Raw genomic sequence first — 20,535 nt, forward strand, 5'->3', positions numbered from 1 at the left:
GCGGGCGGCCCGGCGGTGCCCACGGGGAATTGGGCACTCCGAATTCCGGCTTCCGCGACGCAGATGCCTTCTACGCGCCATCGAGCACCGGGTGTCGGCCAACGTGGAGAAAGGGCGGGATCAGGAAGGTGGGTCGATCCACACTCCTTCCATGAATCCCGACCTGGAACTGATCTCCCGCGATCTTTCCGCGGCCACCGCGGAGGCCGCCACCGTTTCCGAGCTCGGCATGGTGATTTCCCAGCAGATCGGGAAAGCCGTGCCACACGACGGATACATGCTGAGAGGAGTGGATCCGCTCACCGGCGCCGCGTGTTTCCTGGCCAAGGAACACGGTTACGAGGCGGCTTTCTACCGTGCACTGGAAACCGAGGAGATTCTCGGCCGCGATCGGCACACCGTTGTCGCCCTGGTCGAAAGCGCTCGTACCGTCGCGGTTCTCGTATCCGGTGCGTCAGACGTACGGCACAGTGTCCAGCACGAAGACATCATGAACGCCACCGAGGTCGGCGGAGAAATGCGGATCGCGCTGACACTCAGGGGGATGGCCTGGGGCGTACTGGTGCTCCTGAGAGGGCGAGGCAGTCGACCTTTCTCTGCGACCGACGCCGCGCACGCGGAGCGGCTTTCCGGGCCGCTGGCCGGCACGCTCCGGCAGTATGTCGCCGGCCGGTTCCTCCGTCCCGTCCGCGGCGCCCCCGCGCCAGGCGTCGTGGTGATCGACGGCGACGACACGATAAGAGCGGTGACGAAGACCGGCCGCGAATGGGTGCGCAGACTCGTACCGGAGAACGTGACGGCAGACGAGGACGAGATATTCGCGCACATATGGAATATCGCCCTCGCCGCCAGGCAGCCTGGCCGCCAGGCGCTGAGCCGTATCCCCGGGCCCGACGGCTGGATCGTCTTGCAGGCCCAGCCGCTCGACGAACACGGCTCCGGCGGTGTGGCGGTCACCATCGAGTCCGCCTCGTCCGACGTACTACTACCCGCCGCGGCCGTCCTGTACGGGATCACCTCCAGGGAGCAGGCCGTCATCGGACGGGCTCTCGAGGGACTGGCCGTCAAACAGATCGCCCGCAGTCTGGATCTCTCCCCGCACACCGTCAACGACCACTTCAAGGCCATCTACCGGAAAACCGGAGTCAACAGCCGCGAAGAACTCATCTCCAGCCTTTCGCGATGAATGTGTCGCCGCGCCGCCGCTGTCACCGACCTGCTCACGAGTTCTCCCGCAGGCGCGACGGCGTGATCGCGGTCCTGGCAGGATGGCGCCATGGAACGTGTACTTGGCATCGGCGGATACTTCGTGCGGGCCGCCGACCCGGAGGCCCTCGGCGCTTGGTACCGGGACTGTCTGGGACTGGACACCGACGAGAACGGCCTGTGGCGTCAGGAGGCCGGGGCCACGGTGTTCGCGGCCTTCGAGTCCGAGACCGAGTACTTCGGCTCCCGCACCCAGCAGACCATGCTCAACTTCCGCGTCCGCGACCTCGACGCGATGCTCGCGCAGTTGCGTGCCAGGGGCGCGGACGTGGCCCCGGAGACTCAGGACATGGAAGGCGTCGGCCGGTTCGGCTGGGTCACCGACCCCGAGGGCCGCCGGATCGAGCTGTGGCAGCCCAGCTGAGTCGCCCTCCGCCGGACCGGCCCGGCTCGACGCCCCGTACCGGCCTGCTGCCCGTAAGGGTGAATATGCCGGTGGAACGGCGTGTCATGAGCGCCTGACGCAGCAGGCTTCGGCCTGGAAGGCGCCGGGTGCGGATGGCAGGGGGCGGAGATGGATCGGCCGCGGTGGCAGGTCTCGTTGCGTGACCGTGTGCGGTACCTGTTCGACAGGACGCTGGCCCGCAGCACGGGGACGTTGCTGGGCTGGCTCGCCGTGTGCTGTCTGGTGGTCGTCGTCCCCGTGAGCGCGTTGCTCGTGTGGACCGATCCGGCCGCCCCGCGGACAGTGGCCGGCCGGCTCATGGCCGTATGGCGCACGAGCGCGGAGGCCCTGCGTCTGGGCGGGGTGGCGGGCGCGCCGTTACGGATGCTGCTGTCCGTGGCCCTCGGCCTGATCACCCTGCTCTGCGTCTCGACGGTCGTGGGAGTGGTCACCACAGGGCTCGGCGATCGCCTGGTGGAACTCAGGCGGGGCCGCTCGATGGTCGTCGAGCGTGATCACATGGTGGTGCTTGGTTGGTCCGACCAGGTTGTCACCGTGGTGGGTGAACTCCTGGCCGCACGGACGGGCGTGGTCACCCTGCTCGCGGACCGGGACCCGGCCGAGATGGAGTCGGTTCTCCAGGCCGCCCTGGGGCGCGCGGTCGGTGTGCGGCTGGTCTGCCGCAGCGGAGCGCCGAGCGACCCCGAGGCCCTGAGGCTGGTGAGCGCGGGCGCGGCAGCGGCGGTGGTGGTCCTGCCGGCCGGCGGCGGCGAGGGGGACGTCGCGGTGGTGCGCGTCCTGTTGGCGCTGCGGGCGCTGCTCGGCCCGGACCCCGGACCGCCCGTCGTGGCGGCCGTTCGCGACGGCCGCCACCTCCCGGCGGCCCGTCTCGCCGCCGGGCCACGCGGCACCGTTCTGGAGACCGACTGGACCACGGCGCGGCTGCTCGTCCAGTCGGCTCGGCGCCCAGGGCTGTCGCGGGCCCTGCGCGACCTTCTCGACTTCTCCGGGGCCGAGTTCCATGTGTTCGCGGTTCCGGAGATGGTCGGCCTGACCTTCGAAGAGGCGGCGTTGCGGTACGACGCGTCCTGCGCGGTCGGGCTCCTACGGGCGGACGGTTCCGCTCTGCTGACACCCCCGCCGCGGACCGTCGTGGCCGCCGGGGACCGGTTGGTCGCCGTCGCGCACGAGGACACCGTCGGCCCGCCGACCGACTTCGGCGGACACGTCGACCCCTCGGTCATGGCGCCGGTGCGAGAACTTCCCGAAACCGCCTCACGCGTGCTGATGCTCGGATGGAACCGCCGCGCCCCGCTCATCGTGGACATGCTGCGCCGGTCGGCGCGACCGGGCTGCGCCCTGGATGTCGTGACCTGGTCGGACCTCCCCTCGCCGCCGCCGCTGGGCCCGCTCTCCCCGCCCGTCCCGCCGCTCCACGTCGCGCACCACGTCCGCGACATCGGCGACCCCGAGACTTTGGGCGACCTCGACGTCTTCGCCTACGACAGCGTCATCGTGCTGGGAGCGGACCACGGAACGGGACCCGAACAGCCCGACGACCGCACTCTGTTGGCGTTGCTGATGCTCAAGGCCCGGCAGGAGAAGGCGGCCCGGACGCTGCCGGTGCTGGCCGAGATGCGCGACTCCCGCAGCCGGGCAGTGGCACCCCTCGGCCCCGCGTCGGACACCGTCGTCCGGGGAGAGCTCACCGCATTGCTGATGGCACAGATCGCCCACCACCCCGACCTGGCCACTGTGTTCGAGGACATCTTCGCCACGCGTGGGGGCGCCCTGGCCCTGCGCCCGGCCCACCACTACGTACTCCCGGGGAGGGAGGCGTCGTTCGCCACGATCGTGCGAGCGGCACTGCACCGAGGGGAGTGCGCGATCGGTTACCGCACCCGTCCCCCGACCGCCGCCCACCCCCATGACGGCGTCCACCTGTGCCCTGACAAGGGGATGCGGCGCGCGTGGAACACGCCCGACGAGGTGCTGGTGCTGACCGCGGGCGGCACCGGGCTCGCCGTCAGCGACCTGGCACGTCCCGCACTGCCAGGCATGCGCACGGATCACCAGGACGGAGACTCACCGACGAGCGTCACCCGGGGGTGACAGGGTGACACCGACGAGCGTGATCTGGCGGTGACACGGACGAGCCTGACCTCGGGCGGCCGACACCGACAAGCCCTCACGACCACGCAGCCGGTGCTGCCGACGACAACCGCCGCCTCATCGCCGTACGTTGACGGCCCGGAGGCACATCCACTTCGCCCCCGCCCGCCAACGGACCGCCGTCCCCGCCAGGATGGGTCCATGCAGACGTCCGCCGACCTCGCCGCCCACCTTCGTGCAGCCGCCCGTGAGCGCGGCGCGACACGTCCCCGTGGCCCCGAACTCGCCTTTGTGGAGGACCTGTCCGGCCCCGGTGGCCTGCCGCTCCGCCGCTACCGGCCGGCCGACGGAACCCGCCCGCTGCTGGTGTTCCTGCACGGCGGCGGGTTCGTGTTCTGCGACCTCGACACGCACGACCGTACCTGCCGCCGTATCGCTCTGGCCTGCGACCTCGACGTCCTCGCCGTCGACTACAGGCTCGCTCCCGAACACCCCCACCCCGCCGCCGTCATGGACGCGATCGCCGTCCTGCGCCGGGCGCGGCCGGCCGCCGTCGCCGGCGACAGCGCGGGCGGCTTCCTCGCCGCCGCGGCCTGTCTCGCCCTGCGCGACGAGGGCGGCCCCCTGCCCGCCGTGCAGGCCCTGATCTGCCCCAACACCGACCTGACTCTCGCCCTGCCGTCCGTGACGGACAAGGGCACCGGCCACGGCCTCACCGCCGAGGCGCTCGCCGGGTTCGTCGAGGCGTTCGTGCCCGACCCCGCCGAACGTGCCGCCGCCTCGCCCCTGCACGCCGACGACCTGGCGGGCCTGCCCACGGCTCTGGTGGTCACCGCCGAGCACGACCCGCTGCGCGACGAGGGCGACGCCTACGCGCGCCGCCTCGCGCAGGCCGGCGTCACGGTCCGGCACCGCTGCGAAACCGGCCTCGAACACGGCTTCATCCAGGGCATGGACCTCACCGATCCCGCCGCCGCGGCCGCCCACGAGCGTGTCTTCGCTGACCTCAGGGACCTCGTGCCCCGCTGACGCGCCGCGGTCCGCAGCCGGCGATGGGACGGTCGCCGGCCCGGCCCGGCTTTCCGCCATGCGGAGCGACGGCCCGTTCCCCTCCGCCGGCGGCGAGGGGGCATGCTGGTACCGGTGAGGGCGGGCCGGCCAGGAGGTGCTGGGATGCGGTGGTGGACCGGAGTCCGGGCGGTGGTGGGAACAGCGGTGCTGACCGCCTGCGGTGCGTCGAACGGCGGCGGAACGGCTGCGAGTCCCACACCGAGCCCTGTGCCGGCCTCGTCGACCGGCGCGACGGCGACGCACACCTCCTCAGCCCCGACCACGTCCGCCGCCCCGACCGGGAGTCGCCCGTCCACCTCGCCTCCGGCCTCGTCCGCTCCGACAGGCGGCTGCGTCGCGGGGCACGTCGAGATCACCGTCCACCCCGGTGACGCGGTCGAACGGCGGCTGTGCGCCCGACCCGGAACCGTGGTGTCCCTGGTGCTGCGGCCCCGGGAGGACGACCGGCGCTGGACGGATGTGCGCAGCTCCGCGCCCGCCTTCGTCCTGGCGTACGGCTGGCGGACGGACCCGGACGGGACCGCACATGCCGTGCTGCGGTGCGCAGGCGGCAGGGGTGGCGCGGCCGCCGTGACGGTGCGGGCGAAGGCACCGGACGTGGCGGGCGCGGCACGCGCCGGTTTCACCCTCCACGTGAGTGTCGTCCCCTACGCGCGGGAGGGGTGACCCCGAAGCCGGGGCCACCCCTGTGTCACCTGTGGTGCGGGCCGCGGGTCAGCCGAGGTCGTGCACCTTGATCGTGTAGATGCCGCGACCGTGGGTGGCCGCGTACAGCGTGCTGCCGTCCGGGCTCAGCTTGAGCTGGAGGACGGCGACGGCCGGGAGGTGCCCGACGCGCTGCCACTTCGTACGGCCCGGGGCGCGGTAGACGACGCCGAGGTCGGTGGCCACGGCGAGGCCACCGCCGGGGGTGACGACGGCGGAGTCCGCCGGTACGTCGGGCAGGTTCGCCGAGATGTCCTTCCAGGTGGTGCCGCCGTTCCTGGACTCGAAGACGTGGCCGACGCCGGCGCCGGGGCCCTCGGTCCAGTGCCGGGAGAAGCCGTTGACCGTGAGGTAGACGTGGTCGGCGTTCTTCGGGTCGATGGCGAAGCCGCTGAGGTAGCGGTTGGGCACCGTACCGTTCTTGCCGGTGGCGGGGAGGGTGATGTCGTGCCAGCCGGTGCCGTCGGCGTTGCCCACGGAGATGCCGCGGGCGAAGCCCTGGTTGTTGCAGGGGCCGCACCAGGCGGCGTACACCTTGCCGCCGGAGGCCGCGACGGCGGTGGCGGTACGGCCGGCCCCGAGGTCGTGGAGGCTCGTCCACTCGGCGCCGCTGCGGATGGCGTAACCGTGGGTCTGCACCCACACGTGGCGGCCGCCCGCGATCCACGTCGAGCTCTTCTTGAGGTCCGCCGCGAGCGGGGCGATGAAGCGGGCCTCGCTGGTGGCGTTGTCGGCGGGAGCCACGTTGTACGAGGTGATCTTGCTGGGGTCGTCGATCCAGGAGCCGTCGTTGACGGCGCAGTTCTGGGTGACCTGGACGGCGAGGTAGACGTACTCCTCAGCGATGTCGCAGCCGTTGGCCGGGTCCGTGAGGGTGTCGCCGCCGTCTCCGCCGAAGTTGGAGCCCATGACCTTGTCGTTGCCGCGCAGGACGGACTGGCCGTTGTCCTGCAGTCCACCGGTGACGGAGACCTTGCCGTGGTCCAGGTCCTTGCCGACGCCGACCGAGTAGTACTGCAGCGTGTCGATGGTTCCGTCGTTGAGCGAGGTCCAGTCCGTGGCGTGGCCGGAGGCGTCCTGGGAGCCGTTGAGCGGGCGCTTGTAGACACCGCCGTCGTTGCCGACGTAGACGAAGCTCTTGCCGTGGTGGCGGCCGATCGCCACGCCGTGCTGGTCGGAGTGGGTGGTCTGGCTGCAGTCGCCGGTCTGCTTGGCGGGGTCGATGCTCCAGCAGGCGAAGCCGAAGTTCCAGTAGGGGCCCACCGTCGACCAGTTGCTGCCGCCGTCCTTGGTCTCGTAGACCTCTTCAAGGCCCGCGTACACGTGCTGCGGGTCGCTCGGGTCGACGGTCAGGAACTGGTTGTACCAGGCCTGCACGCCCGGCATGTAGCCGCTGGAGGTCAGGGCCGAACCGCTGGCCGCCAGCCCCTTGTAGTCGGCGATCTTGGTCCAGGGCCCGGTGGGCGAACCGGACTTGGAGACGTAGAAGCCCTCCAGGGCGCTGTCCGGGTTGGTGTTGAGCTGTTCCGGCGACTGGTCGATGGCGTAGTAGCGGGAGCCGTCGGCGGAACGGGCGAAGGTGACGTTGCCGATGCCGTCCGGGTCGGCCGGCAGGTCGCCGAGACCGCTGGTGATCCGCGTCCAGGTGCCGTGCACCTTGGTGTAGAAGCCGTTGTAGTCGTCGCCGCTGCGCCACCCGATGGCGAGGACCACCTTGGAGGGGTGCTGCGGGTCGATCGCGATGTCGTTGGCGATGTTCTTGTACGCGGCCGAGTCGTCGTCCGCCTGTGAACCGCCCGGCAGATAGTCCGGGTTGGGCGCGAACTCCAGCTTCCAGGCGCCGCTGAGCTTCTTCGTGGAGTGGCTCCACACGCCTTCGCTGGTCGCCGCCCACACCTTCCCGCCGCCGAAGCGCAGCTGATGGATGGTGGTGCTCTCGAGCTCGTCGCCGCCGACCCGGCTGCGCGTGGAGAACGTGCCGTGGTGCGGGGCGGACAGGAGGTAGACGCCGCTGCCGAGGTAGGCGTCCGCGTTGGTGGTGGCCTCTCCGGTGCCCAGCCACAGTCGGTTCCGCGTGTCGAGGGCGAGGGCGCCGGTTGACTGCGAGGGCAACCGGTCGCTGAGGGCCTGCCAGTGGCCGCCGCCGGACCTCGACCGCCACACGCCGCCGCCGGCGCTGCCCGCGTACACGTACCCGTCGTCGTCGGCGGCCATCGCGGCCATCCGTCCGGTGACATTGCCGGAGCCGCCACTGGAGTTGGAGTCGTAGTCGCGGTAGCGGGGGTCGTCGGAGTTGTACGGCAGATCGGTGACGTTCTGCCAGGTTCCCCCGGTCGGCGAGAGTTTGGTGAGCGCGTTCCAGGCGGCGCCGTAGGCTCCTGGGGCGACGATGCCGGGGGAGGTGCGGGCCTCGGCGTACTGGTCCGCGCCCTCGGCTATCTCGTCGGCCTCGTTGCCGTCGTCGTCCTCCGCTGTGGCGCTGGGGTTCAGGGTGCGCTGCGAGTGCGCGCGTTCTGCGGCGAGTTGAGCCAGGGTTCGGGCTCCGAAGGGGCTGCTGCTCCTGCCGGGCGCCGCCCCGGCCGGTATCGCGACGAGAGCGGCGGATGCGGTGATGGCGCAGATCGTGAGCCATCTTCTCTTGCGGGTAGGTGCTGACACCAGGTCCTCCATAACGGGCAGCGATTCAGCCGTCGCAGAAGACCCGACCACTCACAGGAGTGCGCGTCCGCGGCTTGGCCAATTCTTTGTCCAGAACCTGACAGTTTGGGGCGGGTGCCGTCCGGGCGGACCGGGCGGCCCGGGGCGTGGCCGGGTGGCCGCCGACATCGTGGGGCCCGGCGCGAACCCGGCCTGCGCGAAGTTGGCCGGCGCGAACGCGGCAAGTCGGGGTGGATGCGGCCGGGGCCTGACCGGCTGATCGCGCCGGACAGGCCCCAGCCTTCGGGAGGTTCAGCGTTTGAGCGTGAACGTGAAGTCGCCGGAGCGCTTGCCGCTCAGCCGGACCGCCGACACGATCCTGCCCTCCGTGATCAGTCTCTCGACCTCGGCCCGGGGAAGGCCGCACCCTTCGGCGATCAGTCGCACCGGCCGGACCGGGATCCGTGCCGCGAAGCGGACGGACACCTCGATCGCCTCATGGTCCGGGTGATCATGGTCCGGGTGATCCGTTCCGCCGGTGTCCAGGCGCCAGGCGTCGTCCCAGTCGAGGTCCATGCGGTTACGGCGCCGCACGACCGGATCCTGAAGCAACTCGGCCGCCAGAGACGGGTCGTTGTGGTGCAGCCGGTCCAGCAGTCGAGGTCGAACGGAGCGCACGTTCGTGCGTTCCAGGACCGTGAGTTTCGCGGTCTCCCCGCAGACGGTGCAGAGCGCGAGGAGCCAGACGTCGATGAGCTTGTGGTGTGCGTTGACGCGGAACTTGCCGCTCGACCGCAGGCGCTGGGACGCGCACGCGTGGCAACGGCGGAGGACAAGTGGCAGGCAGGTGGGCATGACCACCCAGGTTTTGAGCACAGAAGTACACCGGTTTCAGTGAGAAGTCCGCAGCAAAAGGGCGCGCGGCGCACAGGGCGACGCGCGGCGAATCAGCGCTCGGGAGGTCTCACACGGTGTACAACGTCGGGCCCTTCACTGGACGACTCCGGTTCGGCAGCACGGTAGTGGCGCACAGCGGCGCCGGACCACTGCTTTTCAAGCGGCGTGACGTGAGGCTGCGTTGGGCGGATCACGGGTGCGCGGCGGAGGCGTCACCTGGCGATCGCGTGCGGATCGGTCACGGCGCAGCTCTTCCACTCCGCGAGCGCGCCCCTGCGCCCTGCACGTGGCGGTTCGGCGGCAGGCCGGACCGACCCGAACGGCGGCGAACACTGGGCTTCCAGTGAATCCTGCGCCTGGTATTGACGATTGCCCCGGGATTCCTATCATCCTCAGGGTCCGGACATTCGAGCAACGTTCGGCATGTCGAACGATCTGATTGCGGGTCGGGTGTCGAGCCGGCCGCCGAGACCCGCAGGCACCGCACACGCGACCGCTCACCGCACCGCACCCGCACCGTCGGACCCGCTCGACCTCTCCGCGTCCGACCAGCGTCACATCGCCATGCCGCCGGACGGGCCGGCGGTGCCGGCGCTCCACAAGTCCCGGCCGCGCGACCCGACTTCTGCACGCGGCAACCCCCCACCCACAGAGGAGCTCACGCATGCGTATGCGATCACCGTTCCGCTCTCTGCGCCGCACCTTGCTCGCCACCGGTGCGGCCGCCGGGCTCGGCGTCGGTCTACTCGCGGGCACCGCGCCGGCCGCCCCCGCCGCGCCGGCGGCCACTCAACTGCCCTGCGACCTCTACGCCGCCGGCGGCACACCGTGTGTGGCGGCGCACAGCACGACCCGCGCCCTGTACGCCTCCTACAACGGCCCGCTGTACCAGGTCCGCCGCGCATCGGACAAAGCCACCCGGGACATCGGCGTCCTCAGCGCCGGCGGATACGCCAACGCCGCGACACAGGACTCGTTCTGCGCCGGCACCACCTGCCTCATCACGGTCATCTACGACCAGTCCGGCCGCAACAACCGCCTCACCCAGGCGCCCCCCGGCGGCTTCTCGGGCCCCGCCTCGGGAGGGTACGACAACCTCGCCAACGCCACCGCGGCACCGATCACCGTCGGCGGTCACAAGGCCTACGGCGTCTTCGTCGCCCCCGGCACCGGCTACCGCAACAACAACACCAACGGTGTCGCCAAGGGCGACCAGCCCGAGGGGATGTACGCCATCCTCGACGGCACCCACTACAACGGCGGTTGCTGCTTCGACTACGGCAACGCCGAGACCAACAGCCGGGACAACGGCAACGGCACCATGGAGGCCATCTACTTCGGCAACATCAAGGTCTGGGGCTACGGCACGGGCAACGGACCCTGGATCATGGCCGACCTCGAGAACGGCCTGTTCTCCGGGATCAACCAGCACTACAACGCGGGCGACCCGTCGATCAGCCACCGGTACCTGACCGCCGTCATCAAGGGCGGCCCCAACCGCTGGGCCATCCGCGGCGGCAACGCGCAGTCCGGCGGCCTCTCGACCTTCTACAACGGGGCACGTCCCAACGTCTCGGGCTACAACCCGATGAAGAAGGAGGGCGCCATCATCCTCGGCATCGGAGGCGACAACAGCATCGGTGCGGCCGGAACCTTTTACGAAGGCGTGATGACGTCCGGCTATCCCTCGGACGCCACAGAGAACGCCGTACAGACCAACATCACGGCAGCAGGCTACGGCAGGTAGGAACTCCGGCCGCCCCACGGTCGTGGGGCGGCCACGACCGCGGTCGCATAACGGTATTCCTGGTGCTGTTTGATGAGGTTCCGTATTTCTCCCACCAGGGCCGATCACTGCTGGCATCCCTGGCTTTCTCGCGGCGAGCGGCTCGACGGTGGGGGCACGGTGGCAGTCCGAGCTTGAACTTCCCGCAGAAGAGCAGACGCAGCCGGCGAAGCACCGGCCCGGGCATCAGGGCCTCAGCAGTCCGCCCACCCACCAGTCGTGCGGTTTGCCATCGTTGGCGATGCCGCGACTGCGCAGTGTCCCTTCGACGGTGAAGCCGAGTCTCTCGGCGACGGCCCGCGAGCCGGTGTTCCCGGCCATGGCCCACCACTCGATGCGGTGGACGTCTAGGGTGGCCCAGCCCCAGGCGCACAGGGACCGAGCGGCCTCCACCGAATACCCGCGTCCGCGCTGTTCCTCGACCGCCCAGTAACCCAGCTCCCAGACGCCGCGGCTGACGAGGGTCAGGCAGTACGAGCCGACCAGTGCGCCCGTGTCCTTACGGAACGCGCCGAGGGTGTAGTCCCTGTCATCGGCCCACTGAGCGGGCAGCTTCTCGCCGACGAGCTTCTCCGCGTCCGCACGCCGGTACGGCACCGGCACCGGCGTATAGAACTGAATGTCCTCGTCCTGGCAGGCTTCGTACACCGCGTCCACGTCGGCAGATGTGAAGGCCCGAAGTACCAGACGGTCGGTCTCAAGAGTCACCGGATCCATTGCGGCAGTATGAACACCACCAGCAAACAGCGACCAGCGAATATCCCCGAGCCCCGGTCGGCTCCCTCCGGGAGTCGACGCGAGTCCCAGCAGTCAGCGGTGGCCGCTGCCGTGGGACTGCCTCAGTGGATGGGGGAGATCCTCAGTACCCGCCGGACGCCTTGTGACGGGTGTCCCGGGTACTCCTCGGGGTACACACGGACGATGCCGTCGGGAAGGTGACGGCCAATGATGTGGTAGTAGTCGGTCCGGCTCCGGTCGCCGAGGACAAGGTTCGGCTCCTCGTAGCTGCCCTGTGGGTAGTAGGGGAAGCACGTCGCCCACGGCACCGGAATCATGGTGCTGCGGTCACCGAGGAACGGCTTGGCACCCTGGCGGTCCGCCGGGAGCCGCCCGGCGCGACGGCGCGTGCCCTGCCAGACCAGGTACTGGGGGATGGTGATGGAGCCGATGTGCCGTCCGGCCGGTCGATGCGTCTCGGCGTCTTCCTTCCCTATGTCCCTCATCTGCCATTCCGCACCCACACCGCAGTACTTCAGTCCTCTCGCCGCTGGTTCGGGCCCCTCGGTGTCGTCCAGGACGAAGCCGATCAGCCAGTCGGCGTCCTGGCCGTCGTCGTGCCTGGCAGCAAGGCGCGCCCGTTCGGCCTCGACGGTGGCGGAGTGGACAGCGGGCCGGCCCATCGTGCTGGACGCCCAGTCGGCAATCCGCTGCCGGGGGGAGGGCTGAGGTGTCGGTGGATCGTAGGGGTATCGGTAGGGGCCCAGGCGAACCTTGTCGCTGATCTCGGCCCACCCGACCGCGTCGATCAAGCCGCGAAACCGCCGCCATCCACCCAGACTGCGAATGCTGGGAGTCATGACCAGGTCATCTCGGCGCCCGGCTTCGGCGCGTTGGACGAGCCAGGCCCTGGTCCCGGGCTGCACGAAGGCGTCGAGGGCCGTACGGCTCGGCATGCCGTGAACGGGGAATCCCATGCCGTGCAGCACTGCCGCGCAGGCCTCGTGCTGTCGGTCGACGCGCTCGTCGTAGCCGTGTCCGCGCTTCGCCACCGTTACCCCCTGCTGCCGGAACTCCCGTCCCGCTCGCCCGACGCCGGATCTGAATCCTTCCCTGCGCGGCTGGGTATGTATGCCGGTCCGGCGGCAGCACCGAACAGGCGGATCACCTTCGCTGCCACTTCAGCCCTCCGCGGAGGGAAAGATGTCGTCGGCGGCGAACATCATGCGGAACGCCCGGCGTGTTGGCCGGCACGGTAGAAAGGGTGCATGCCGGAGCACGAGAGCCCCGTGGGGGCCATGGACGACGTCGACGCGGTCACCCGGGCGGTGCTGACCGCGTCCCGACTGCTGGTGGCGGTCTCCGCCCGCTCGCTCGCCGCGGTCGAGGAGCGGGTCACCCTTCCTCAGTTCCGGATGCTGGTCGTCCTGTCGACACGGGGGGCGACCAAACTGGTCTCCCTCGCCGAACTGCTCCAGGTGGCGCCGTCGACAGCCATGCGGATGGTGGACCGGCTCATCGCCGCGGGGCTCGCCGACCGGCAGACCAATCCCGTCAACCGGCGCGAGACGCTGCTGCGGTTGACGGAGGAGGGCCGGCGCACCGTCGAGGACGTCACCGCCAGACGCCGTGGGGAGATCGCGGCGATCGTCGCCCGGCTCAGGCCGACGGAGCGGCTGGCGCTGGTAGAGGCTCTGACCGCGTTCAACGAGGCCGGCGGCGAGCCGCCCGCCCCGGCCGCGGACGACCTCGAATCGCATCCGCTCGGGTGGGGGGCGGACACGGTGACGCACGGGGCGTGAGGACGGACGTCCGGCAGCGGCAGACGACGTCCGTGGCCGAGCCCCGGTGTCGGTGTCAGTCGGCGACCGCGCCTCGGACGCCGTCGGCGGCCGCAGGTGTCGCGGCGGCCCGGCGTTCTCCCAGGCGTTCAGGTACTGCCTGATCGCGGTCCGGTTGCGTTGCAGGACGTCGATGCGTCGCTCGATGCCGCCGAGCTGGCGTCGCAGTCCGTCCAGGTCCTTCGGCGGACATGCGGCGGCCTGCGTTTCGTCCCTCGCCGCGTCGAGGCAGGGCAGCACCTGTTCGCGCAGAGCCCGGACATGGGGGCGCTGCCCCAGCTCTACGCGGCGACCGTGCCGGGCCTGTCCGCCGGCGCCCACATCGGTCCCGGCGGCCGGGGTGGACGGTCCGGGTTTCCCGGCCCGCGCAACTGTCGCCCACAGCGCCGGATCCGGACCTCGGCCGCCGCCTCTGGGGGCCGATCCGAGGAACTGACCGGCCTCTCCTGGCGCGACGTCACGAACTGACGCCGCCGGCGTCCGGACGTGAGTCAGGCGGTCTTGTCCGCCGCCCCCGGCGCGCGGTGTGCGAAGCGTTGCGCGGCGCTTCGTCCCCGCCTCTCGACCGGCAGCACTCCGGTGGCCGCCGCGAGTCCGAAGGCCGGCATGTCGTGGTAGATCGACTCGTACGACCCCTCGGGCACGACGTAGGACTCGTGCCACAGCCCCACGTGCCCGCGCACCTTCCCCGCCCGCTCCTTGCGGTTGATGATCTGCCACGCCCGGTGGTGGAACGTGTCGGGTGCGGTGGCGTACGCGTAGAGCTTCTCCTTGGACTCCCAGTACTGGACGACGTAGTACGTACGCGGGGACGCGGTCAGCAACACCCGGCCCAGCAGCCCGCGTTCACGGTTCCGGGTGAGCTCGGCCAGCATGCGGAACATCGCCCCCATGACCGGCAGCCACTGGTGCACCGCCCAGAAGTGGTTGACGCGCATGCCGATCAGCAGGACCACGACCTCCCCTTCGGCGGCGGCTGTGGTGCGTCCGGCGGTCGGTTTCTCGATCATGGACGGCCCCTCGGGCTCGGTCGGATAGCGAAACTATCCATGGAGTGATGGTGGGATAGTGGCACTTCCCAACGCGGGTCGCAAGAGCGGGCGTTGAGACAGGACCGGCCTGCTCCCTGGCGCGCCGTCAGGCACCGGCGGGATGCGGCGTGACGTATGCGTACCGGCCTCGTACGGCGTCGCGTACGGATGCCAACCCGCCCCAGCGGTTGCCCCCTTCGCCTCGACCGTGCAGGTCACGGCGGGTTTCCCGGCTGCCGTACCGACGGGAAACAGGAAACCCGTCGACCTCCCGGGGCCCCGGCGGCCAGCCTGATGCCCAGACCGAACACGGCCTGCGACCAGGCAGGACGACCGCAAGGGGGAAACATGCGCAAGGTGTTCAGTGGAGTCCTCGCACTGGCTACCGCCGCTACGGCGATGGTGGCGCTCACGGGCACGGCCGAGGCCAGGCCGGCCGACGACTGGGCCGGCTGCCCGGCCGGCGCCGTCTGCGTCTACCCGCAGAACCAGGACCCCGCCCAGAGCCCGAGCAACATCTACTGGAGCTACGGACCCCACAACCTGAGCAACCAGGTGGGCTGGCACTGGGTCCTCAACAACCAGACCGGTGGCGCCTCGGCGGAGCTGTGCCTCAACTACGGCGGCACGAACTGCAACTACACCATCGGTGCCGACAACGGCGTGTACGCCGACCTCACGCCCGTCAACTCGATCAAGCTGAACCGGCCGTAGGGCCTTCGCACGGGGGAACGTCCGGGACCGCACGCGCGGTTCCGGACGTCCGTGTGTTCGGCATACCTATTGCGCCACACCGGTGAATGACCTGATCGTTCGTCACATTCCCGCAGTACTGTTGCCGTCGGCCGTTTCAGGGCTCGCGCGACACCCGGGGGATGTGGTGGGGGAGCAGCAGCACACCGGCGACCGAGGTGAAGCGCCACCGCCCGACGGGGCCGGCGGGGACTTTCCCGCCCAGCTGAGACGACTGCGCCGGCAACGCGGGCTCTCCCTGGCCGACATGGCCCGGCAGGCGCACTACAGCAAGGGCTACCTCAGCAAGATCGAGACGGGTGCGAAGCGTGCCACCGTCGACGTCGCGCGGCGGTGCGACGACATCCTGCGCGCCGAGGGCGGGCTGCTGCGGCTGCTGACGGAGCACGCGGAGAGCGCCGGCGCCTCGGGAGGCCGGGAGGGCGTGGGAGGTCAGGAGCGCGCGGCGGTCGGCGCGCAGGCCGGCCCGCTCGACGGCGCCGTGCCCGGGCCGGCGCGGGATGACGCCGTCTGCCCCTACCGGGGGCTGTCGGCGTTCACCGCGCGCGACGCGGGCTGGTTCTTCGGCCGTGAACCGGCCACCGCCGCCCTGGTCGAGCGGGTCTTCGAACGTATCGGCAGTGGGCCGCTGATGGTCGTCGCGCCGTCGGGCGCCGGTAAGTCTTCCCTGCTCAACGCCGGTCTGGTACCGGCCTTCCGTCACCCCGGCGGCTTCCCCATGCCGGGCGCCGAACGCTGGCCCGTGGTGGCCTTCACTCCCACGGCGCGTCCGCTGGAGGAGCTGCTGACCAGCGTCGCGAAGGTGCTGGACGGCGATCTCGGCATCGACGTCGACCAGTTGCGGCAGCGGCCCGACGCCCTACTGGACGCGGTGCGCAACGCGGCGGGCGACCGGGCGACCGCCGGTGTGGGAAGGCGGCCGCCCCCGGTACGTCCGGTGCTGCTCGTCGACCAGTTCGAGGAGCTGTTCACACTGTGCTCCGACGAGGAGGAGCGGCGCGCCTTCGTCCGGGTGCTGTGCGCGCTGTCGACGTCCCGCGACCCGTCGGGTCCGGCGGAGGGACCCGGCCGTGATCCGGCCGTGGTGGTCATGGGCGTACGGGCCGACCTGTCCGGCCGCTGCCTCGAACTCCCCGAACTGGCACCGGTGTTCACCGACGGACTGTTCGTGCTGCCCCCGATGTCCCTCAACGGCCTGAGGGAGGCGATCACGCGCCCCGCCGACCTCGCCGGGCTCGCCCTGGAGCCGGGTCTCGTGCCCCTCCTGCTGCGGGACGCGGGCCTGCGTGACGAATCGGAAGAGCCGCCCCGCGACGGTTCGGGCGACGGGCGCACCCGGCCCGACCTCACTCCCTCCGGCGCGCTGCCGCTGATCTCGCACGCCCTGCTGACCACCTGGCAGCAACGCGAGGGCACCACCCTCACCGTCACCGGCTACGAACGCACCGGCGGCATCCGAGGGGCTGTCGCGCGGACCGCCGAAGACGTGTTCGCGGGCCTGTACCCGGCCGAGCAGCAGACGATCCGCAGGATCCTGGTGCGCCTGGTCCACGTCGCCGACGGCACCGGACCCACCCGGCGCCGGATGAGCCGGACCGCGCTGATGGAACGGCTGGCGGACGTGGACGGCGCCACGGCCGCCCTGGACGCCTTCGTGCAGGCCCGTCTGATCACCGCCGACCGCGACACGGTGGAGATCGCCCACGAGGCACTGCTGCACGCCTGGCCCCGGCTGCGCGGCTGGATCGACGCCGACCGGGACGGACTGCTGATCCATCAGCAACTCGCGCTCGCCGCCGACGAGTGGGAGCGCGAGGGCCGCGATCCGTCCGCCCTCTACCGGGGCACCCGGCTGGACACCGCGCGAGTGTGGGCCGAGGAACTGGACGGCCGCATCCGGCTCGGGGCACGGGAGGAGGCGTTCCTGCGCGCCGGCCGGGCCGAGGAGGCCGAGAGGCAGCGGCAGGCCCGCCGGCAGGTCCGGCGCCGGCAGGGCACGCTCGCCACGCTGGTGGTGCTGCTTGCCCTGGCCGTCGTCGCCGGTGGCCTGGCCTACCAGCAGCGCTCGGGGGCGCTGCGTCAGGAGCGGGTCGCGCGCTCCCGGGCGCTCGCCGCGCAGTCCGCCTCGCTGGCCGCCGGGCAGCCCGAGGCCTCGATGCGGCTGGCCGAGGACGCCTACCGTTCCCAGGAGACGCCCGAGGCGCGCGGCGCCCTGCTGAGCACTCAGGCGCAGCCCTTCTCGGCCCGGCTCGGCGGGCACCGCGGACCGGTCAACTCGGTGGCGTTCGCACCCGACGGGCGGACCCTGGCGACGGGCAGCACGGACGGCACGGTGACACTGCGACGGCTCGCGGACCGTCGTACGACCGCCACGTTCAGGATGCCCGGTCGGGTGCGGTCGGTCGCCTTCAGCTCCGACGGCCGTACCCTCGCGGCGGGTGCCACGGGCGCCCCGGTGCGGCTGTGGGACGTCGCCGACCACCGTACGAAGGCGGTGCTGCCGGCGAGCACCGAGGGCGCCCGGGCCGTCGCCTTCGCCCCCAGGGGCCGCGGACTGGCCGTCGCGGCGTCCGACGGCACGGTCCAGGTGTGGGACGCGGACAGCGGGCGCCGCGTGGCGTCGTTCACCGGACACGTCGGGCAGGTCGACGCGCTGGCGTACGCTCCCGACGGCCGCGTCCTGGCGTCGGCCGGCGCGGACCGGACCGTCCGGCTGTGGGACACCGTGCGCGAGCGGCGGGCGGGCGTGCTCACCGGTCACACCGACGAGGTGTACGGCGTGGCCTTCGCGCCGGACGGGCGGAGCCTGGCCAGCGGGGGAGCGGACCGGACCGTACGGCTGTGGGACCCGGCACGCCGCCGGACGACCGCGGTCCTGAGCGGACACAGCGACGACGTCAACGCGGTCGCCTACACCCCGGACGGCACCACGGTCGTCAGCGCGGGCGGGGACGGCACCACCCGGCTGTGGGACGTGCTCAGCGGGAAGCAGACGCTGACGCTCACCGGCCACACCGACTACACGATGGGTGTGGCCGTGAACGCCGCGGGGACCATGCTCGCCACCGCCGGGTTCGACCAGTCGGTCGTCCTGTGGGACCTGAGCGGGTCGATGCTGACGCCCCGCCCGTTCACCGAGATCTGGCAGTCCGCCTACAGCCCCGACGGGGCACTGCTGGCGACCGCCGACACCGATCACACGGTGCGCCTGTGGGACGTGGCGCGACGCCGGTCCGTCGGGACGCTCCGGGGACACCGCTCGGCCGTGTTCTCGGTGGCGTTCGCGCCCGACGGACGGACGCTGGCCTCGGCCGGTTCCGACGGCACCGTCCGGCTGTGGGACGTCGTCGCCCGCCGCCTCCTCGCCACGCTCCCCGGGCACCACGGGGACGTGTTCTCCGTGGCGTTCTCCCCGGACGGCGCGCTGCTCGCGTCGGCGGGCGCCGACCGGACGGTGCGGCTGTGGGACGTGGCCACCCACCGCGCCCTGGCCACACTCACCGGCCACACGGACTTCGCCAACGATGTCACGTTCAGCCCCGACGGGCGCACCCTCGCCAGCGCGGGCGACGATCTGACCGTACGGCTGTGGGACGTCGCGGGCCGCCGGCCGCTGGCCACCTTCACCGGCCACACCGGTGCGGTACGGGGGGTGGCGTTCAGCCCGGACGGGTATGCGCTCGCGAGCAGCGGCAACGACGGGACCGTACGCCTGTGGGATGTCCGCCGGCACCACTCCACGGCGGTGCTGCGCGGCCACACAGGCTCGGTGCGCGGCATCGCGTTCTCCCCCGACGGCCGGCTGCTGGCGAGCAGCGGCAGCGACCGGACGGTGCGGCTGTGGGACGTGGCCGGACGGCGGCCGTGGGCCACGCTGACCGGCCACACCAACGCGGTCTGGGGCACCGTGTTCGCACCCGACGGGCGGACGCTTGCCAGCAGCAGCAACGACGGGACCGTACGCCTGTGGGACCTGGACGTGTCGGCCAGGTTCGCCGCGATCTGCCGGCTGCGGCTGTCCGCGTCGGCGTGCTCACCCCGCTGACCGCGACCGACCCGACATCAGGAAGCCCTGGTGGGCAGGGGTTTCCCAGGGTGTTTCCCGTTGCCTGTTCGGTGGGGCCCGCCGGGGACCTCGACCGGGCAGGGGCGTCTGCCGGAAGCTGCCACCAGAAGGAACTCAAAGAAACGGGGGCTCTGGCATGATCCGCCGGACCAGTCTCATCAGCACACTTCTCGGCTTACTCGCACTCCTCCTCTGGACGCCCGGGGCAGCCCACGCGTCCGCTCCAGCTCCGGCCCGCGCCGCCGACGGCACGTGCGCCGTCCTCGCGCCGGGCGCCTCCGCCGCGGCCGAGCGGGCCGTCGCCGCGGCCTGCGCGCAGGTGGCGGCAGGCGTCTGGTACTCGTGGGGCGGCGGCCACGGCGCGCAGCCCGGCGCCACGTACGGGCAGGTGGACCCCACCGACCCGGCCAGCGAACACGACCCCGAGCGCCGCGGTTTCGACTGCTCGGGGCTCGTCCGCTACGCCTACGCCCAGGCCACCGGGTCGGACCTCCTCGACGGTGACGCCAGCAGCCAGTACTACACACACCGGGCCGCGGAGCGCTTCACCGCCGGCCAGGGCCTTGCTCCACTGCTGCCGGGCGACCTGCTGGCGTGGGGCACCTCGGACGACCTGCATCACATCGCCATCTACCTGGGCGCGGGCAAGATGGTCGAGGCCCGGAAGTCCGGCACCAAGCTCATGGTCAGCGACGTCCGCCTGGACGGCGACTACTTCGGGGCACTGCGTGTCAACACCGGCCCCGTGACCGGGCACGTCTTCCAGACCTGGGGAACAGGCGTCTGGACCAAGGCCGCACCGTCCGTCGGCGCCACCCGCGTCTACGCCTTCCCGGACTCCACGACGATCCGCGTCCAGTGCCAGAAGCACGCGGAGTCGGTCACCTCCGACGGCTACACCAACGACGCCTGGTCCTACCTGCCCGACTACAGGGCATGGATGACCAACATCTACATCCAGGGCCCCGCCTGGCTGGACGGCGTCGCCACCTGCACCTGATGAACTCGTCCCGGCCTGGGCCACGTTGGACCCGCATTCGAAAGGGCCCCCTGCCCGGGCCGGAGGCGACCGGCGCTTCTCCGGGGGCGGTGCTCCGGGTCCCCAGCGGATCACCGGAAACCCGCCTTCGCGATTCCGAGCTTCTAACTTGATCTTTAACCTGTGCGGCGTGGTCGTGGGGTGGTCGACTTCTTCGTTCGCTGTTTCGCCGCCGCTGTTTTGCGGGGTGTGTGCACGTCGTGGCGTGGAGTGGGTCGGGTGTTCTTTC

At 71.4% G+C, this 20,535-nt stretch carries 15 protein-coding genes and 1 pseudogene; 11 read left to right on the plus strand and 5 right to left on the minus strand.

The window, feature by feature from the left end:
* Window positions 1–151: 151 nt before the first annotated feature.
* The 5 genes from ABZT03_RS38360 to ABZT03_RS38380 all read left to right on the plus strand — a co-directional run bounded on the left by ABZT03_RS38360 (window position 152) and on the right by ABZT03_RS38380 (window position 5,500).
* Complete coding sequence (locus tag ABZT03_RS38360; protein ID WP_356048031.1) at window positions 152–1,186, plus strand: helix-turn-helix transcriptional regulator; 1,035 nt, start codon at window positions 152–154, stop codon at window positions 1,184–1,186.
* Window positions 1,187–1,276: 90 nt separating this feature from the next.
* Window positions 1,277–1,630, plus strand: coding sequence for a VOC family protein (locus tag ABZT03_RS38365; RefSeq protein WP_356048033.1), 354 nt, complete (start codon window positions 1,277–1,279; stop codon window positions 1,628–1,630).
* Between the two features lie 150 nt (window positions 1,631–1,780).
* On the plus strand, window positions 1,781–3,763 hold the full coding sequence (locus tag ABZT03_RS38370; protein ID WP_356048034.1) for an NAD-binding lipoprotein: 1,983 nt from the start codon (window positions 1,781–1,783) through the stop codon (window positions 3,761–3,763).
* 201 nt (window positions 3,764–3,964) lie between these two features.
* A complete protein-coding gene (locus tag ABZT03_RS38375) occupies window positions 3,965–4,792 on the plus strand; it encodes an alpha/beta hydrolase (protein ID WP_356048036.1) in 828 nt (275 codons plus the stop codon).
* A gap of 249 nt (window positions 4,793–5,041) precedes the next feature.
* Complete coding sequence (locus ABZT03_RS38380; RefSeq protein WP_356048038.1) at window positions 5,042–5,500, plus strand: hypothetical protein; 459 nt, start codon at window positions 5,042–5,044, stop codon at window positions 5,498–5,500.
* A gap of 48 nt (window positions 5,501–5,548) precedes the next feature.
* On the opposite strand, the gene ABZT03_RS38385 is transcribed toward ABZT03_RS38380, so the two are convergent.
* Complete coding sequence (locus ABZT03_RS38385) at window positions 5,549–8,197, minus strand: glycosyl hydrolase (RefSeq protein WP_356048040.1); 2,649 nt, start codon at window positions 8,195–8,197, stop codon at window positions 5,549–5,551.
* A 291-nt stretch (window positions 8,198–8,488) separates the two neighbouring features.
* Entirely contained in the window at window positions 8,489–9,031 is a 543-nt protein-coding gene (locus ABZT03_RS38390) for a DUF1062 domain-containing protein (protein WP_356048042.1), read from the minus strand.
* Window positions 9,032–9,737: 706 nt separating this feature from the next.
* On the opposite strand from ABZT03_RS38390, the pseudogene ABZT03_RS38395 reads away from it, so the two are divergent.
* A pseudogene (locus tag ABZT03_RS38395) lies at window positions 9,738–10,811 on the plus strand (arabinofuranosidase catalytic domain-containing protein); the annotation flags it as partial.
* 234 nt (window positions 10,812–11,045) lie between these two features.
* Here the strand turns inward: ABZT03_RS38395 and ABZT03_RS38400 are convergent.
* Window positions 11,046–11,576 carry a GNAT family N-acetyltransferase gene (locus ABZT03_RS38400; protein WP_356048044.1) on the minus strand — a complete coding sequence of 177 codons (531 nt, stop codon included), beginning with the start codon at window positions 11,574–11,576 and terminating at the stop codon, window positions 11,046–11,048.
* 122 nt (window positions 11,577–11,698) lie between these two features.
* Complete coding sequence (locus ABZT03_RS38405; protein ID WP_356048046.1) at window positions 11,699–12,628, minus strand: hypothetical protein; 930 nt, start codon at window positions 12,626–12,628, stop codon at window positions 11,699–11,701.
* A gap of 216 nt (window positions 12,629–12,844) precedes the next feature.
* Here ABZT03_RS38405 and ABZT03_RS38410 point away from each other — a divergent pair, with 216 nt between their 5' ends.
* Window positions 12,845–13,378 (plus strand): MarR family transcriptional regulator, encoded by a 534-nt coding sequence (locus ABZT03_RS38410; protein WP_356048048.1) that lies wholly within the window; start codon window positions 12,845–12,847, stop codon window positions 13,376–13,378.
* 159 nt (window positions 13,379–13,537) lie between these two features.
* Window positions 13,538–13,885, plus strand: coding sequence for a hypothetical protein (locus ABZT03_RS38415; RefSeq protein ID WP_356048050.1), 348 nt, complete (start codon window positions 13,538–13,540; stop codon window positions 13,883–13,885).
* Window positions 13,886–13,908: 23 nt separating this feature from the next.
* Here the strand turns inward: ABZT03_RS38415 and ABZT03_RS38420 are convergent, their stop codons facing one another.
* The gene (locus ABZT03_RS38420; RefSeq protein WP_356048052.1) at window positions 13,909–14,427 is read right to left on the minus strand and encodes a DUF4188 domain-containing protein; all 519 of its coding nucleotides are present in this window, start codon (window positions 14,425–14,427) and stop codon (window positions 13,909–13,911) included.
* 369 nt (window positions 14,428–14,796) lie between these two features.
* Between ABZT03_RS38420 and ABZT03_RS38425 the strand changes: the two genes are divergently transcribed.
* From ABZT03_RS38425 to ABZT03_RS38435, 3 genes are all read left to right on the plus strand, one after another.
* The gene (locus ABZT03_RS38425) at window positions 14,797–15,162 is read left to right on the plus strand and encodes a hypothetical protein (protein WP_356048054.1); all 366 of its coding nucleotides are present in this window, start codon (window positions 14,797–14,799) and stop codon (window positions 15,160–15,162) included.
* A 166-nt stretch (window positions 15,163–15,328) separates the two neighbouring features.
* Entirely contained in the window at window positions 15,329–19,246 is a 3,918-nt protein-coding gene (locus tag ABZT03_RS38430) for a helix-turn-helix domain-containing protein (RefSeq protein ID WP_356048056.1), read from the plus strand.
* A gap of 157 nt (window positions 19,247–19,403) precedes the next feature.
* The gene (locus ABZT03_RS38435; RefSeq protein WP_356048058.1) at window positions 19,404–20,267 is read left to right on the plus strand and encodes an NlpC/P60 family protein; all 864 of its coding nucleotides are present in this window, start codon (window positions 19,404–19,406) and stop codon (window positions 20,265–20,267) included.
* Window positions 20,268–20,535: the final 268 nt, after the last annotated feature.

The organism is Streptomyces sp. NPDC005574, from assembly GCF_040605435.1.
Taxonomy (GTDB): Bacteria; Actinomycetota; Actinomycetes; order Streptomycetales; family Streptomycetaceae; genus Streptomyces.